Source organism: Flavobacterium melibiosi (genome assembly GCF_048158545.1).
GTDB lineage: Bacteria > Bacteroidota > Bacteroidia > Flavobacteriales > Flavobacteriaceae > Flavobacterium > Flavobacterium melibiosi.
Genome location: NZ_JBLNKU010000003.1, coordinates 284,804 through 303,166, shown reverse-complemented (window position 1 = coordinate 303,166; position 18,363 = coordinate 284,804). Strand labels below are relative to the sequence as shown.

Below are 18,363 nucleotides of genomic sequence, written 5' to 3'. Positions count from 1 at the left end.
ATGGAAATGACCCTTGGTAGAAAAATAGTATTAGGATTTCTTGCTTGTGCCTTGGTACTTTTAGGAGTTGCGATTTTCTCTTTTAAAAACAGTGAAAAATTTGTTGCTTCAAATGCCTTGGTAAATCATTCCAATCAGGTATTATATGAATTAGAACAAATACTGATGTCTACAATTGACGCAGAAACGGGCGTACGAGGCTATGTCATTACGGGTGATGAAGTTTTTTTGAAACCTTTTAGATCTGCTAATACAAAAGCAATCGAACAACTTGATAAAGTAAAAGAATTAACAAAAGACAATCCCAATCAGCAGAAGAACATCAAGGAACTTGCAAAAATGCTCAAAATGCGGTTTGATAATTTAAACAAATGCATTACTCTTCGCAAAAAAGATTTTGAAAAAGCAAGAGAATTTGTTGCTTCAGGGGAAGGAAAACAATTACAGGATGAAATAAGAAAAATAATTGCTAAAGCACAGGAATCAGAACAAATTTTACTTACTGAAAGAATACAAACCAGTGAAGATGATGCAAGCATGTTTAATATAGTTTTTGCTGTTTTATTGTTCATCATTGTTTTGATTCTTGTCGTTGTATATACTATAGTGGCAGAAAATTTAAAAGCTCTTAATAGGTCCGAATCAGAAACTGCCAGCAAAAACTGGTTGCTTACAGGCAACTCCGAACTTAATGAAAAATTAATAGGAGACCAAAGTATAGTAGAGTTGGCAAACAGCACGATTAGTTTTTTATGTACCTACCTGAACGCTAATATAGGAGCTGTTTACCTATTTAATGACAAAGAAAATACCCTAACACTCAGTGGTAAATTTGCCTTTTCGTCTGCTAAAGACACTAAAGAAAATTTTAAATTAAATGAAGGATTAATTGGTCAAGCCGCTTGGGAACAGAAACAAATTTCTTTAAGCGATATATCCGAAGATCAAATACGCATTACTTCATCTGTACTGAATGCAAAACCAAAAAACTTGCTCATTACTCCTTTTCTTCTTGAAGGTAAAACGATTGGTGTAATAGAAATAGGTAAGCTTACTGATTTCAATGAAACGGAGAAGGAATTCATCAGTGTTTCTATGAATAGTATAGCGATTAGTGTTAACACTGTTCAACAAGCTGAAGAAAAAGAAAAAAGAGCTGCTGAATTAGCCATTGCTAATAAAGAACTCGCCTATCAAAATGATGAGAAAGAAAAAAGAGCAGCAGAGCTAGGAATTGCGAACAAAGAACTCGCCTATCAAAATGATGAGAAAGAAAAAAGGGCAGCAGAGCTAGGAATTGCTAACAAAGAATTGGCGTATCAAAACGACGAGAAAGAAAAAAGGGCTGCAGAGCTGGGAATTGCTAACAAAGAACTTGCCTATCAAAATGATGAGAAAGAAAAAAGAGCAGCAGAGCTAGGAATTGCTAACAAAGAACTAGCCTATCAAAATGAAGAGAAAGAAAAAAGAGCTGTAGAGTTAAGTTTTGCGAATAAAGAGCTTTCGAATCAAGCAGAAGAACTGCAAATACAACAGGAAGAACTGAGACAACTGAATGAAGAATTAGAACAACAGGCGCAAAATCTAAAACAACAGCAAGAGGAATTGCAAATGACCAATGAAGAATTGGAAGAGCAAACCCAATCATTAGAAGAAAAAAACAAAGAAGTTGAGGCTTCAAAAAATGATATTGAACAAAAAACAAAACAACTTGAGATTAGCAGCAAGTATAAATCGGAATTCCTTGCGAACATGTCCCATGAGTTGCGAACACCACTGAATAGCTTGCTCATTCTGTCCAAAGATTTATCAGAAAACAGAAAAAAAAATCTAGACGATGTTCAAGTCGAAAGCGCAGAGATAATCTATAAAAGTGGTCATGACCTTCTTATATTAATTAATGAAGTGTTAGACCTCTCCAAGATTGAAGCAGGGAAAATGTCTATAAATGTTGAAAAAATAGCATTAAAAAATTTCACAGATAATCTACTTCGCGATTTTAGACATCAGGCGCAACAAAAAGGATTAAAGCTTGTTTGCCAATTGGCGGCAGCTTTACCTGAATTTATCTATACTGATTCGCAACGTTTGAATCAGATATTGAAAAACCTCCTTTCCAATGCTATAAAATTCACCGAAAAAGGAAGTGTAACGATACGCATTGACCCAAATACAGAAACTACATTGAACATTTCTGTTACCGATACAGGTATTGGAATATCAGAAGACAAACAAACAGCCATATTTGAAGCTTTTCAGCAAGCCGAAGGCGGTACTTCCAGAAAGTATGGCGGTACAGGCTTAGGACTTTCTATTTCTCGTGAACTTGCAAAATTATTAGAAGCAGAAATTAAGGTAAGCAGTGAATTAAATCAAGGATCTACTTTTTCTCTTATTATTCCGCTTGAAATACATCGGGAACAAGAATCTGTCAGTACAGTTAAGGTAGAACCAGTTTTGTATACTCCACGTTCCGAAAATGACTCAACCTTTCTGAATTACTCCACCATAGAGGATGATAGAACTTCAATAAACAGCAATGATAAAGTAGTTCTTATCATTGAAGATGATAGGAATTTTGCCGCTATTCTTTTAAATCAAGCCAACAAAAAAGGATTCAAATGCTTGTCGGCAGCAACCGGAGAAGATGGTTTATTGCTTGCTTCAAAATACAAACCCCAAGCAATCATTCTTGATATGGGTCTGCCGGGGATCAAAGGGCAGCAAGTATTGCATGAGTTAAAAGCAAATCCATCTGTAAGACATATACCGGTTCATATTATTTCGGCTAATGATCGTTCGTTGGAACCAATTAGAGAGGGAGCGGTAGAATATCTGATGAAACCGATATCTAAAGATGGTCTGGAAGAAGCTTTTAACAGAATTGAAAATTTTGTCAATAGAAAAATAAAAAACCTGTTGATTATAGAAGACAATGAAAATTCCAGAAAAGCAATAAAAATACTCATTGGTACTGGTGATGTAAAATGTTTTGAAGCCGCAACCGGTAAAGAAGCTTTGGAATTGTATGAACATAATAACATCGATTGTATTATATTGGATATTGGTTTACCAGACATTAGCGGATTTGACCTAATCCATAAATTGGAAGATGTAAAAGGACATAACATGCCACCTATTATAATTTATACTGGAAAAGAACTTACAAAAGAAGAAAATGATTTGCTTCATAAATATGCGGAGAGCATTATCATCAAAGGTATAAAATCCGAAGAACGATTATTGGATGAAACGGCTCTTTTCCTTCACCGAACCATCAGCAATTTACCTAAATCGAAACAAATGATTATAAATAATTTGTACGATAAAGAAGCTATATTTCATTCCAAAAAAATAGTATTGGTAGACGATGATATGCGGAATGTTTTTGCTTTATCCAAAATATTACAAGAGCGAGGAATGGAAGTCATAAAATCAGAAAACGGAAAAAATGCATTGGAGATGTTAGATAAACATACTGGAATTGATCTGGTATTAATGGATATTATGATGCCGGAAATGGATGGTTACGAAGCAATGAAACGAATACGATCTCAAGTAAAATTCAGAAACTTACCTATAATTGCCCTTACGGCAAAAGCTATGAAAGACGATAAACAAAAATGTATTGATGCTGGCGCCAATGATTACATCACTAAGCCTATTGATGTTGAACGGCTGTTGTCACTGATGCGCGTATGGTTAAGCAAATAACAGAACGTCATATCCCCTTCATTAAGTTAAACTTTTATTTTACAATTGAAAATGAAAATAAATAGCCCTGTTAAAGTTTTATTAGTCGATGATTTACCCGAAAATTTGTTTGCCTTAGAAGTAATTCTTTCTAATGAAAACTATTTATGTGTAAAAGCAAATTCCGGCAATGAAGCTTTGAAAATTCTGCTCCATCAACAAGATTTTGCCATCATATTAATTGATGTGCAAATGCCAATGATGGATGGATTTGAAACTGTAGAACTAATTCGTCAAATCGAAAAACTAAAACATGTTCCGATTATTTTTTTAACGGCCAGCATGGATAATTCCCAACAAATTTTCAAAGGCTATCAGGCTGGTGCTGTTGACTATATGATTAAACCGCTTTCGCCTGAAATATTGAAAGCAAAAGTGGCTGTTTTTGTGGATTTACATAAGAAAAATCAAGAATTGTTAGTTCAGGCAGAACAACTGAAAAAACTTAACACTGATCTTACAGCCCAAAAATTACTTTCTGAATATTCACTTAGTCTTATTGAAGCAAGTCATGACCCATTGTTTGCAATTAGCCCTGAAGGAAAAATAACCGATATGAATAATGCATCGGTAAAAGTAATCGGTTTAGCACGCAAAAAATTAATTGGAACCGATTTTTTTGATTATTTCACTGAACCACAAAAGGCTCGTGAAGTGTATCAAAAAGTATTTGAGAAAGGATCTGTTGCCGATTCTCCACTAATACTTCGCCATAAAAAAGGCAAGTTGATTGATGTATTATTCAATGGTTCAGTATATAAAGACGATAAAGAAAATGTGCTGGGAGTAGTAATTGTTGCAAGAGATGTTACAGAGCAAAAAAGAATTGCCACTGAATTAATTGAGGCTAAAATTTTTGCTGAATTAGCTACAGAAACGGCAGAAGAAGCAAAAATAAATGCAGAAAATGCCGTAAAAACAAAACAGCAATTCTTATCAAATATGAGCCATGAAATTCGTACACCAATGAATGCAATCATCGGATTTACAAAAGTGGTCATGAGAACGGATTTGACCAATAAACAAAAAGAATATTTAAACGCAATAAAAACAAGTGGTGATGCATTAATTGTGCTCATTAATGATATTCTAGATTTGGCAAAAGTAGATTCCGGTAAAATGACATTTGAGAAAACTCCTTTCAAAATGAAGTCTTCCATCTCAGCCATGCTACATTTATTTGAAACAAAAATTCAGGAAAAAAATTTAAAATTAGTTAAGGAATACGATAGTAAAATCCCTAATGTACTTTTAGGTGACCCAGTTCGTTTACACCAAATTATTTTAAATCTGGTAAGCAATGCCGTGAAATTCACATCAAAAGGAAAAATTACAGTGAACGTTGATTTATTGCATGAAGATGATGATAAAGTAATTCTCAAATTTGCTGTAACAGATACCGGAATTGGTATCTCCAATGAAAAAATTGGAAGCATCTTTGAAAATTTTCAACAGGCAACCAGCGAAACTTCAAGATTATATGGTGGAACTGGACTAGGTCTTGCTATCGCAAAACAATTAATAGAACCACAAGGAGGTAATATTCAGGTAAAAAGCACTATCAACGAGGGTTCCACATTTAGTTTCACATTACCTTTTCAAAAAACAAATGCCGATACAGAATTGGAAAAAGAATTAATAGAATTAGAAACCGAAATAAAGAACATTAAGATATTAGTGGTTGAAGATATTGCTCTCAATCAATTATTGATGAAAACACTTTTGGATGATTTTGGATTTGCCCGTGACATTGCCGAAAATGGTAAAATAGCTATCGAAAAACTTAAAGAAAATGACTATGATGTCATTCTCATGGATTTGCAAATGCCGGAAATGAATGGATTTGAAGCTACAGAATATATTAGAAAAACCATGAATTCCACAATTCCTATTATTGCATTAACCGCTGACGTAACTACTGTTGATTTAGCAAAATGCAAAGCAGTGGGAATGAATGATTACCTTGCTAAACCAATTGACGAAAAACTATTATACAGTAAAATAGTTGGTGTCCTAAACAAACCTAAACTTACAAAAATCAATCAAATTTTGGAAGAAGAGGCGCATACAAAGAAGAAAATAAGATGCATTGATCTGGCGTATTTAAATCAAAGGACAAAATCAAATCCAACTTTAATGATGGAAATGATTTCGCTTTATTTAGCACAAACCCCTCCTTTAATAGATACAATTAAACAAAGTTTTGCGGAACAAAATTGGTCTTTATTAGGAGCCGCAGCACATAAAATGATTCCGTCTTTTTCAATAATGGGTATCAGTCCTGGTTTTGAAAATATAGCAAAAAAAATTCAGGAATTTGCGACAGCACAAGAAAAAAATGAAGAAATACATGACTTAGTACAACAACTTGAAGAAGTTTGTTTGCAGGTATGTACCGAATTAGAGGAAGAACTTCAAATAATTAAAAATTCATAAAACATATTTTCTTACTTTTAATCAAATATTTGTAATACATTCTAATTATAAGGTTTCATGAAGTCATGGATGTAACAAAAAAATTATAGTCAATCCTTTAACTATAAATTAAAAATACCCGTTTAATATATTATGAAATCAGCTAAAAAATCAACTCCGAACAAATTGACTCCAGAAAAAGAAGGCAAAAAAAACGCTTTTACTGTGGTAGCAATCGGCGCATCAGCCGGAGGACTCGAAGCTTTTAGCCTTTTATTAAAAAAATTACCATCCGATACTGGTATGGCGTACATTTATGTCCAACACCTAAGCCCCGACCATAAAAGTTTACTGACTTCCATTCTTTCTAAGATTACTAAAATGAAAGTCCAGGAAATTGATAATATGGAAAAAATGGAACCCAATAATGTTTATGTAATTCCACCAAATAAAGTAATTGAGGTAATTGACGGACACATTCGATTGCTTCCCCGCATTAAAAATAACATTCCTAATCTAACCATAGATCTTCTTTTTTCCTCACTTGCCGAAACCCATAAAGAAAATGTTATTGGTGTAGTACTTTCCGGTTATGCCAGCGATGGTATGATTGGGCTCAAAGCTATTAAAGATGCTGGTGGAATAACCTTTGCACAAGATGATACAGCTCAAGCGAGTAGTATGCCAAATTCAGCTATTTCTTCAGGTGTAGTGGACTTTATTTTATCCCCAGAGGAGATTGCCGCCGAATTAGTTCGCCTCAGTAAAAATGGTGTTCCTTTAAATAATGGTAAAGAAGATGCTAAAGAAAAGGAGCATACAAAAGAAATTACTGTTACCAATAATAACTATGACATAAATACCATTTTTGAACTATTACTCAAAGAAACTGGTGTGGATTTTAGCCATTATAAAATCCCAACCATAAAAAGAAGAATAAATCATAAAATGCAGCAACATGGAATAAAAACATTACAGGAATATGTAAAGCTTTTACTCGAAAAAAATAATGAAATTGAAATTCTCTATACCGACTTATTAATTAATGTGACTAGTTTTTTTAGAGAAACAGAAACTTTTAAATTTCTGAAGATCAATCTCCTAACAAAGCTTATAAAAAATAAATCCCCTGAAGAAACCCTAAGAATATGGGTTCCAGCTTGTTCAACAGGACAAGAAGCTTATTCTATTGCAATGATTATTGCCGAATTGCAAGATAATAAAACGGATAAAATACCGGTGCAGATTTTTGCAACTGACCTAAGTGAAGAAGCAATAAGAGAAGCTCGTAATGGAGAATATTCTCAAAGTGATGTAGAATCAATTCCAAAAAAGTATTTATCTCGTTTTTTTACAAAAATAGGGGAGAATTATCGTATCGCGAAAGAACTTCGTGAAATGTGCATATTTGCACCTCACAATATTTTACGTGACCCTCCTTTTTCGCGGATGGATTTTGTCAGTTGCTGCAATCTCCTTATTTATTTTGATTCAGCCGCCCAGAAGAAAGTCTTTGCATCGTTACATTTTGCGTTGAATGATACGGGATATTTAATGCTTGGCAAAGCAGAAAGTATTGGGACATCATCACAGCTTTTCACGCTAATAAATAATAAATTTAAAATCTATTCCCGAAAAAATAATTTGGGAGTGAGAAAGATACTTGAATTAACACCTCGCTTTACACGTACAACTATGTCCAGTAAAAAAATAAATGCGCCTTCTAAAAGCATAAGTGTAAATCAGGAAAGTCTAGAAAACGCTATTGATTCCACACTTCTTTCCAGTTATATGCCGGCATGTGCGGTAGTCAACAAAGACATGGAAATTCTCCAGTTTAGAGGTCCGGTTTCCTCCTACCTTGAGCATGCATCAGGTAAAGCCAGCCTTAATATTTTAAAAATGGCACGACCGGAATTTGCTTTTGAACTCCGTAATGCAATTAATAAAGCACTAGAAACAAAGCAATCCGTGCACAAATCGGGTATTGAAATAAAAATTGAATCCGTTTTACGATTAATGTCTTTTGAAGTTTGTCCACTTAAAATTGAATGGGATGAACCTCTTATGCTTATCGTTTTTAAACCACAGGAACAGGTAGATAAATTTATTGAATCTGATTCCAATAAAAATAATACAACCCTCAAAGATTTAAAAATAAAAAAACTGACTGAGGAACTGAATACTACACGCGCCGAGATGATTACTATTATTGAAACGCAAGAAAATATTTATGAGGAACTACAGGCAGCAAATGAGGAAATTGTTTCCTCAAATGAAGAATTCCAGACCTTGAATGAAGAACTGGAGACGTCAAAAGAAGAAATAGAAGCCACTAATGAAGAGCTTATTTCTACCAACCAAGAATTACAAATGCGCCATGATTTATTAATAGAATCACATGAATATTCAGAAGCTATTATTGCTACGGTTCATGAACCAATGCTTATTCTGAATAAAAATTTTCATGTAATATCAGCCAATAAATCTTTTTATAAAAAATTCCTGGTTGATAAAGAAGAAACAGAAGGGAAATTATTATTTGATTTAGGAAATAAACAATGGAATATTACAAAACTCCGTGAAGTTCTAAATGATATCCTTTCCAAAAATACCAGTTTTGAAAATTTTGAAGTTACACACACTTTTTCTGGAATTGGAGAGAAAATAATGTTGCTTAACGCGCATTTGATTATTCAAAAAACAAATAGTGAACCGCTAATTCTTCTTGCGATTGAAGACATAACAGATCGTTCTCGTTATTATCTCAAAGAAAAATATTCCCTTAGCCTTATAGAAGCGAGCCTAGATCCTCTAACAACGATAAATAATGAAGGCAAGATTACGGATATGAATCGGGCAACTGTGAATATCACCGGGCTATCGCGCGAAAAATTAAAAGGATCCGATTTCTTTGGATATTTTACGGAACCCGATAAAGCCCGTGCTATTTATAAGGAAGTATTTGCCAAAGGTTTTATCACCAATTCTCCACTTAAACTGCGTCATAAAAGCGGTAAACTAACTGATGTGTTATTAAACGGATCTGTTTACAAAGATGATAGAGGAAATGTTTTGGGTGTAGTTATTGTTGCCCGAGATGTAACTGATCAGAAAAGAATTGAATCAGAATTAATAGAAGCAAAAGTATTAGCAGAGTTGGCCACTTTAATAGCGGAAGAAGCAAAAAATAAAGCGGAAGAAGCCACAAAAACTGCGGAAGATGCGATGAAAGCAAAACAACAATTTTTGTCAAATATGAGTCATGAAATCCGAACTCCTATGAATGCAATTATTGGATTTACCAGAGTGATATTAAAAACAGATTTATCAGATAAACAAAAAGAATATTTAAACGCAATTAAATTGAGTGGTGATACCTTAATTGCATTAATCAATGACATACTTGATTTAGCAAAAGTGGATGCCGGTAAAATGATTTTTGAAAAAAAACCATTCAAAATGGCTGTTTCCATAACTTCAATGCTTCAATTATTTGAAACAAAAATTCAAGAAAAAAATTTAAAATTAGTCACAAATTATGACAAAAAAATACCTGATGTTCTTTTAGGAGACTCCATTAGATTACACCAAATTATTTTGAATTTAGTAAGTAACGCAGTAAAATTTACTTCGGAAGGACAAATTGCGGTTAATATCAATTTATTGTTTGAAGATGAAGATAAAGTAATTATCGAATTTGAAGTTACTGACAGCGGAATTGGCATTCCAGAGGATAATATCGATTTAATATTTGAAAACTTTCAACAGGCTACTAATGGGGCTTCCAGTCTTTATGGAGGAACAGGTTTAGGACTGGCTATTGTTAAGCAGCTAGTAACATCACAAGGAGGAAGTATTCGTGTTAAAAGTAAAATTAATGAAGGATCTACTTTTAGTTTTACTTTGCCTTTTCAGAAAACAAAAAACGCTGCTGAATTAGATACTAATCCAAACGAATTACATATATCCCCAAAAAATATAAAAGTATTAGTTGTAGAAGACATGGCGCTTAATCAGCTATTAATGAAAACAATATTAGATGATTTTGGGTTTGAACGTGACATTGCTGAAAATGGAAAAATTGCCATCGAAATGCTACAAACCAAATCCTATGATATCATTTTAATGGATCTGCAAATGCCTGTAATGAATGGATTTGAAGCTACAAAATACATTCGTGACACTTTGAATTTAAATATCCCAATTATTGCTTTGACTGCTGATGTTACAACAGTTGATTTGGAAAAATGTAAAGCTGTGGAAATGAATGATTATATTGCTAAACCCATTGATGAAAAATTATTATTCCATAAAATTGTTGAGTTAACTAAAAAAGTATAACTAAAACCGTGTCTAACGCATATAATAGACGTAAATTTATAAAAACCCCTGCCCTATTAATCTTCATATCAACAGCCTGTAAATACTACTTTCGATTATAAATAATCCATTTCTTTTTTTAACAAAAGGTTAATGCTATAACATATGTCAGTAATCTTATAACATATTTAAAGATCAAGAGTTCATCTTTGTTTAGTGATAAATAAGTCACTAATTAAACAAACAAAGTTATGAAATTTAAAAGTGCATTACCTACTCTAGCCTTACTACTTGTAGTTTTTATGTCTAGTTGCAATAACGATACGGATGAGGATTTAACCTCTGATATGTCTGCAGTTGGAAAATCAGATAGTTCCCCTTCTGATATATATGCAGTTAATGAAACTTATAATATAGAGCCAAAAATTGGTTCACTGACTGGAGTAAATCTTGGTATTGCAGGAGATTTTGCGATTCTATCAAAAACAGGAATTACAGATGTGTACAAATCAACTATTACAGGTGATATTGGTTCAAGCCCAATAACTGGTGCTGCCATATTAGTTAGATGTACAGAAGTAGTAGGAACAATATACACAGTTGATGCTGCAGGTCCTCTTCCTTGCAGTGTAACCAATGCTACAAGATTAACAACAGCGATTGGTGATATGCAAACCGCATATACTGATGCAGCCGGAAGAACTAATCCTGATTTTCTAAATTTAGGTGCTGGAAATATTGGTGGAAAAACACTTACACCTGGTTTATATAAATGGACAAGTGCCCTTAATATTCCAACTGATATAACTATTTCCGGTAGTCCAACTGATGTTTTTATTTTTCAAGTAGCCGGAACTCTTAAATTGAGTTCTACTGCTAGAATGACGTTAACAGGAGGAGTACAAGCCAAAAATATTTTCTGGGTAGTTTCAGATGCGGTTACCTGTGGAACCACTAGTCATTTTGAAGGAAACATATTAGGAATGACCGGTATTAATTTACAGACGGAAGCAACAATAAACGGAAGGTTGTTAGCACAAACAGCAGTAACGCTGCAAATGAATGCCGTTACACAACCACAATAAATTAAAAAAAATTAATTTTCAAAGAGGCTCTCCATCAGGACAGCCTCTTTTTTTATTGAAAAAAAACAGTATAAAAATGACTAGGTGTGAATAATATAAGTCTTTTACAAAATCATATAACTTCTATACTACACAATCATCTTACTTTTGATTAGGTTTTAAATCACTTAATATGTGCATTTTAATTTTTTTTGAGTCCAATTCTAAAAAAACACTTGTTTAAATTATCAACGTGTCTTTAAGCTAGATGCCCCTCAAAAAAATTAACCAAGCAAAAAAAAACATACATTAAACTTAATAAATTTCTAAAACTAAAAATTATGAATCTTAAAAGAATCTTTGGAGCGTTACTTACTGCTCTTGGAATAGGTGGACTTATTTACACGGCGGTATTATTTTCCGGTACATCGGGCGAAATGAGAGATGTTAAATCACTAATCATTTACGGTGTGCTTGGTATCATTTTCTTCGTTTCTGGTATCAGCCTTGTTCGTACAACAAAAGACGAATCATAAATTTCAACCTATCTTGTTGTTCTATTAATGCAAAACGTATTTGAGCAGACCAGCATAAAAAATTTCCTATTATAATCTTAGAAAGAACTCCTTCTATAGACTAATGAAAGCTAGTTTGTCTCGGTTATATAGGCTTTATAATACTAAATAAATCTCTCTGAACCTTTTTAAAATTCAGAGAGAATTTATTTATAGTTTGATTCTTTATCAAATTTGATTACTGAAACTTCATTTTTCTATACCTTTTTTATTTTTGAAACTTAACTTAAATAAAAAAACGCATCAATCAAAAAAACGTGAATATTGTAACTCTTTTTAACTATTACATAATACATTTTATGTAAAAATTTCCCACCTTAGTATCCTCAAAACTAAGCTAATGAAAAAAACTATCAACATTCCAAAAATAAACATCATTAAGGTTAAGAAGAGAGAAAAAAATAATTTTAAGGGTTATCCTATTTACACTCCAACTGAAGATATTTACAATAAAATCCAAAATAAATTAATATTGATCCAGAGGATGTTTCAAAATAAAAAAAACAATTTAAAGAGATGAAATTTGTACATCTAATGTAGAATTTACAATTTACAGGCCCCAGAATTAGACAAAAAAAGAGAATAAATATATAATTATAACCATGAAAATAGCAGTATTCAGTACAAAACCCTATGACCGCGAATATCTGGATAAGTTTAATCGAGACAATAAACACGAACTGATTTATTTTGAAGCTCCTTTAAATATTGACACTACAAATTTGGCTATAGGATTTGAAGGTGTTTGTATATTTGTAAATGACAAAATTGATAAAAAAACTATAGATAAATTATCCGAAATTGGAATTAAACTCATCGATTTGCGTTGTGCTGGATTCAATAATGTAGACATTGGAGCCGCAGCAAAACAAAAGATTAAAGTCATGAGAGTTCCTGCGTATTCTCCACAAGCCGTTGCGGAACATGCTGTAGCCTTAATTTTGACTTTGAATAGGAAAACGCATAAAGCCTATAATAGAGTTCGAGAAAGTAATTTTTCTTTAGAAAATCTTACCGGTTTCAATCTTTACGGAAAAACGGTAGGCGTAATTGGAACAGGAAAAATAGGTACCGCTTTTTGCCAAATAATGTTAGGCTTTGGATGTAAAGTAATTGCTTACGATGTTAAAGAATCGGAAAAATTAATTGCAAAAGGGGTTGAATATCAAACATTGGATGAAATATTTAAAAACTCCGATGTTCTCTCTCTCCACTGCCCTCTTAACGTAAATACAAAACATCTTTTTGACCGCACAGCATTTTCTAAAATAAAAAAAGGAGCTATGCTTATTAATACCAGCAGAGGTGCATTAATTAAAACATCACATGCAATTGAAGCATTGAAAAATGAACAATTAGGCTATTTAGGAATTGACGTTTATGAACAAGAAGAAAATCTGTTTTTTAAAGATTTGTCTGAAAGTATTATTCAAGATGACTTAATAGAAAGATTAATGGCTTTTCATAATGTTTTGATTACACCACATCAGGGCTTTTTTACCAATGAAGCATTAGACCAAATTGCTTTAACAACTTTGAAAAATTTTACCGATTTTGAAAATGAATTACCATTAGTAAATGAGGTGAAACTATAGTTTACGATTAATTATTAAAATCTCAGTACGATTATTATTGAGAAAATAGAATACCTTTTAATTTAAAAGAGGTTGTTTAAAAAAGGAATTTGATCCCGAAATAATAATGTAATGGAATAGTTTATTACTGTTTTTTTTAAATAAAAATCAGCAAAATGTAAACTTTACGAATGACAGCGATTTATTTAGGATTAAAAATCAAATTCTTTTTTTAGAACCTTTTTTTATGCAAACATGTGAAAGTTGTAAGTCATACTATAAATTGTGTAAGAGATTAAAAAGTATTAAACCGCAACTTTACATTATTAAATTTATTCAACAATTAAATAGATACTGATGAAAAGTACAGCCACCAAAACCAATAAAAAAGTAAAGTTGCAAGAAGGTAAAGGAAATTCAGAAAATACTATATCAGAAACAAAACAAGGTTGTCGCAATATTTTTGTAGAGGAACTAAAAGAAATTTACTTTTCTGAAAAAGCACTAATGATCTCCATTCCCATAATGATTAAAAATGCAGCTACAGATGAATTAGTGGATGCCCTCAAAGTACATCTGCAATTTACACAAGAACATATAGAACGCTTAGAATTTTTCTTTACTTCGATTGGCGAAGCTGATATTATGCTAAAATACGAAGCAATGTATGGGTCAATAACGCCAGGGAAATAAAACAAATCGAATATATTTATAAACAGCAAAAAAAATGCCTGTAAAACCCAATGATATATAACTGGGAATGGTTTCGAATCAACAACCTTAAAATTTTGTTAGGTAACATTTTTCTGATTTGCCAGATTGGCGTAACGGCATCAAGAACATAGGGGTTTTCCAATCTTCCGCCTATGATCAACGAATTGGTACACGAGCTTGATAACCGTTAATCAGGACATTAAAAAAATAATGTTATCTAACTTAATTTTTTGAGGCAATATTTATTATTGAATGCTTAAGGGATCTCGCTTAAAAATAATTTTACTAACCAGAGGTATGCTGAGGCAAGGCTTCATCGTTAGTAATTACCAAGCGAGTTTCCTGAAAGTATTAAAAAATACTCATACAAATAGGTAATAGAATACGCCACATTAAAATTCATAGAAACGATTGAGCCTATTTTGACTGATTCATAAAAGCATTACCAAGATTATTTTCAAAAGAAAAACATTTAAAAATCATTTTTCAAAGAAGACTTTTTCAAACTGTAATATCCTTATTTAATGGACAATATATCATTTTAGAAAGTTTTCTCAATACGTAAGTCATTAAATATAATTATCTTTATAATAGCAATTTAAGAACAAAAAACATGAAAACACATGAATTATTCACACCAAAAAAAGTGGGTTCCATAGCATTAAAAAATAGAATTGTTATGGCACCTATGACAAGATGCAGAGCAATTGAAAATATTCCTAATGATTTGATGGCTGAATACTATAGTCAACGTTCCAGCGCTGGATTAATCATAACCGAAGGTACATCACCATCCCCTAATGGTCTTGGATATGCCCGGATTCCTGGTATTTTTAATGTAATACAAGTCGAAGGCTGGAAAAAAACAACAACGGCTGTTCATAAAAATGGAGGGAAAATATTTGTCCAATTAATGCACTCCGGAAGAATCAGTCATCCCCTTAATATGCATAAAAATGCTCACATCCTAGCTCCCTCACAAGTAAAAGCTGCCGGGCAAATGTGGACGGACTCCGAGGGTTTACAAGACTTTATTGTTCCAAATGAAATGACTTCCCAAGATATTTTGCATGCCCGGACAGAATATATTTCCGCGGCAGAAAATGCTTTATTCGCAGGATTTGACGGTGTAGAATTACATGCGGCTAATGGGTATTTATTAGAAGAATTTCTTTCTCCTGTAAGTAACATCAGGACAGATAATTATGGAGGAAGTATTGAAAATCGATGCCGTTTTGTAATTGAAGTTGCGAGTGCTGTTGCACAAGCCATTGGTAAAGAAAAAACAGGTATTCGTTTATCACCTTATGGAGTGGCAAGTGATATGCCGCATTATCCTGAAATCGATGCCACCTATAATTACTTGTCTAAAGAGCTCAATAAACTAGATATTGCCTATATTCATCTTGTGGATCATTCGGCAATGGGAGCGCCAGCAGTTCCTTTGGAAATTAAAAAATTGATACGTCATAACTTCAAAAACACCTTGATTCTCTGTGGTGGTTTTGACAAAGAAAGTGCCGAAGCAGCAATTAAGAGTGGACTTACGGATCTGGTAGCTTTTGGACGTCCCTTTATAAACAATCCTGATTTAGTGGAAAAATTTGAAAATAATTCACCCTTAGCAGAGGATCTTAATATGGATTTATTTTATACTGCTGATGAAAAAGGATACACTGATTATCCTATTGATAAAGGTTAATTAAAGAATAGGCTTGTTTGTTTTTAGAAACGCATTCAAATCAAAGTTAAAATGAAAGATATATCCCAATTGTTAGCTTTATTAGGTGATGAAAAAGACGCTTTGTTAAATCATGTCTGTCAAACAATTTCGAAAGATCAAATTCACCTACCCCATCCGTCCCATATCGATACTACTTTTTTACAGAGTAATCGAAATGAGCAAACGATTCGGAGTTTGACACAGTTATACCATCATGGCCGACTTTCTGATACCGGCTATATTTCTATTCTACCGGTAGATCAGGGAATTGAGCATACTGCAGGAAGTTCGTTTTCTCCAAACCCTATTTATTTTGATCCTGAAAACATTGTAAAATTAGCCATTGAAGCGGGTTGCAATGCAGTCGCCTCTACCATGGGCGGACTGGCGATGCTATCAAGAAAATACGCGCATAAAATTCCTTTTGTGGTAAAAATTAATCATAACGAGCTCATGACGTATCCTAATAAACACGATCAAATTATGTTTGGAAGCGTTAGAGATGCCTGGAACATGGGTGCAGTCGCTGTGGGAGCAACTGTTTATTTTGGTTCTGCCGAATCAAACAGGCAAATCATAGAAGTCGCACAGGCTTTTGAAGAAGCGCATAATCTGGGTATGGCTACAATTCTTTGGTGCTATTCCAGAAATGATGCGTTCACAAAAGAGGGTATCGATTACAATACTGCAGCTGACATTACCGGCCAAGCCAATTATTTAGGAGTTTCTATTCAGGCAGATATTATTAAACAAAAGCTGCCAACTGGTAACGGAGGTTTTACTGCAATAAAATTTGCCAAAACAAATCCTGATATGTACACCAAATTATCCAGCGATCATCCTATAGACTTATGCCGATATCAGGTAATCAACTGTTATTCAGGACGTATTTCGATGATAAATTCAGGCGGAGAATCTAAAGGCGAAGCTGATTTGGCGGAAGCCATAAAAACAGCCGTAATAAACAAACGGGCAGGTGGATCTGGGATGATTATGGGTAGAAAAGCCTTCCAGCGCCCCTTTAGCGAAGGTGTAAAACTCATACATATGGTGCAGGAAATTTATCTGGCTAAGGACATCACTATAGCTTAATACTTCAATAATAAACACATCACAATCGTGAACTTTAGATTTTTATCTAAATTATAAAATCTTGGCAAACATCTGATATAATTGTATTCGAACATCCGTCTTTGAGACCTAATTTATAGCCAATTAAAAATCATTAAAATCAATTAAAATACTGATTTAATGAATTTTACACATACTAAAAGCGTGAATGATGTAACATATTTTTGTAATTTTATAATACTTTTCGAGGGGAATAAAATGACCTTTGTAAAGTAAATTCTTTTTTAATTGTCCTGCATTCCTTTGATAATTCAAAACCAAGAATTTTGACAAAATCATTTTAAAAAACATTCCTATAACTAAATAAAAAAAATATGGAAACTATGAAACCACACATTGGAATTACAGAAGCACATCTAAAAAATAGTATTTCAATTCTTTCTTCAATTTTAGCGAATGAAATGACGCTGTATATCAAATTAAGAAAATTTCATTGGAATGTATCAGGAGAAAGTTTTATGGAACTCCATAAATTATTTGAAGGTCAATACAGGCAATTGGAAGAATCAATCGATGAAATTGCGGAACGAGTGGGCAAATTAGGTGGAAAAACGATTGGAACCATGAAAGAGTTTTCGGACTTATCAATACTTAGAGAAGCTCCAAATCAGTATCCTGATCAAAAAGATATGCTCAAGGAATTATTACAAGATCACGAAACTGTTATTATTCATTTGCGAAAAGATATTGACATAAGTATTGAAGAAAACATGGATGCGGGAACAGGCGATTTTCTAACCGGTTTAATGGAATCACATGAAACAATGGCCTGGACTTTAAGAAGATACATTGACTAATTTAAACAAAAAAAATTAAAGCATTAAAAATTAATAAAATGGAAAATTCAGAAAACAAAGTTTACTTGGCCTCAAATAGTTATTGCAAAGTTGGCAAAATAACTTCCAAAAGATATAGTGAAGAAGATCAATCAATAACAGCAAATGATCTTGAAAAAGAAAATTTTATACAATATGACGAAGTTTTAAGTAATGCAATAATGTAATTATTACTCTATTCAAGTTCTCTGTTTTTTTAAATATAAAATAGAATTATTAAAAATTTTTTTTCAGACCTTCCTCCCAGAGTGGTTA

General features: G+C 32.9%; 12 protein-coding genes. All 12 read left to right on the top strand.

Annotated elements, in window-relative coordinates; translation table 11 throughout:
- The 12 genes from ACM55F_RS05350 to ACM55F_RS05295 all read left to right on the top strand — a co-directional run bounded on the left by ACM55F_RS05350 (position 1) and on the right by ACM55F_RS05295 (position 18,275).
- Positions 1-3,714: a response regulator gene (locus tag ACM55F_RS05350; protein WP_416852714.1), complete on the top strand. Its 3,714-nt coding sequence runs from the start codon at positions 1-3 to the stop codon at positions 3,712-3,714.
- Positions 3,715-3,765: 51 nt separating this feature from the next.
- A complete protein-coding gene (locus tag ACM55F_RS05345; protein ID WP_416852713.1) occupies positions 3,766-6,189 on the top strand; it encodes a response regulator in 2,424 nt (807 codons plus the stop codon).
- A 132-nt stretch (positions 6,190-6,321) separates the two neighbouring features.
- Entirely contained in the window at positions 6,322-10,512 is a 4,191-nt protein-coding gene (locus ACM55F_RS05340) for a CheR family methyltransferase (RefSeq protein ID WP_416852712.1), read from the top strand.
- A gap of 230 nt (positions 10,513-10,742) precedes the next feature.
- Positions 10,743-11,576, top strand: a complete 834-nt coding sequence (locus tag ACM55F_RS05335) for an ice-binding protein (RefSeq protein WP_416852711.1) — start codon at positions 10,743-10,745, stop codon at positions 11,574-11,576.
- Positions 11,577-11,896: 320 nt separating this feature from the next.
- Positions 11,897-12,091: a hypothetical protein gene (locus ACM55F_RS05330; protein WP_416845900.1), complete on the top strand. Its 195-nt coding sequence runs from the start codon at positions 11,897-11,899 to the stop codon at positions 12,089-12,091.
- Between the two features lie 379 nt (positions 12,092-12,470).
- Complete coding sequence (locus ACM55F_RS05325; RefSeq protein ID WP_416852710.1) at positions 12,471-12,650, top strand: hypothetical protein; 180 nt, start codon at positions 12,471-12,473, stop codon at positions 12,648-12,650.
- A gap of 82 nt (positions 12,651-12,732) precedes the next feature.
- The gene (locus ACM55F_RS05320; RefSeq protein ID WP_416852709.1) at positions 12,733-13,725 is read left to right on the top strand and encodes a 2-hydroxyacid dehydrogenase; all 993 of its coding nucleotides are present in this window, start codon (positions 12,733-12,735) and stop codon (positions 13,723-13,725) included.
- 336 nt (positions 13,726-14,061) lie between these two features.
- Positions 14,062-14,397 (top strand): DUF892 family protein, encoded by a 336-nt coding sequence (locus tag ACM55F_RS05315; protein ID WP_416852708.1) that lies wholly within the window; start codon positions 14,062-14,064, stop codon positions 14,395-14,397.
- Between the two features lie 634 nt (positions 14,398-15,031).
- Entirely contained in the window at positions 15,032-16,120 is a 1,089-nt protein-coding gene (locus tag ACM55F_RS05310) for an alkene reductase (RefSeq protein ID WP_416852706.1), read from the top strand.
- Positions 16,121-16,171: 51 nt separating this feature from the next.
- The gene (locus ACM55F_RS05305) at positions 16,172-17,233 is read left to right on the top strand and encodes a class I fructose-bisphosphate aldolase (RefSeq protein ID WP_416852705.1); all 1,062 of its coding nucleotides are present in this window, start codon (positions 16,172-16,174) and stop codon (positions 17,231-17,233) included.
- 362 nt (positions 17,234-17,595) lie between these two features.
- The gene (locus ACM55F_RS05300) at positions 17,596-18,069 is read left to right on the top strand and encodes a Dps family protein (RefSeq protein WP_416852704.1); all 474 of its coding nucleotides are present in this window, start codon (positions 17,596-17,598) and stop codon (positions 18,067-18,069) included.
- Between the two features lie 38 nt (positions 18,070-18,107).
- The gene (locus ACM55F_RS05295; protein ID WP_416852702.1) at positions 18,108-18,275 is read left to right on the top strand and encodes a hypothetical protein; all 168 of its coding nucleotides are present in this window, start codon (positions 18,108-18,110) and stop codon (positions 18,273-18,275) included.
- Positions 18,276-18,363: the final 88 nt, after the last annotated feature.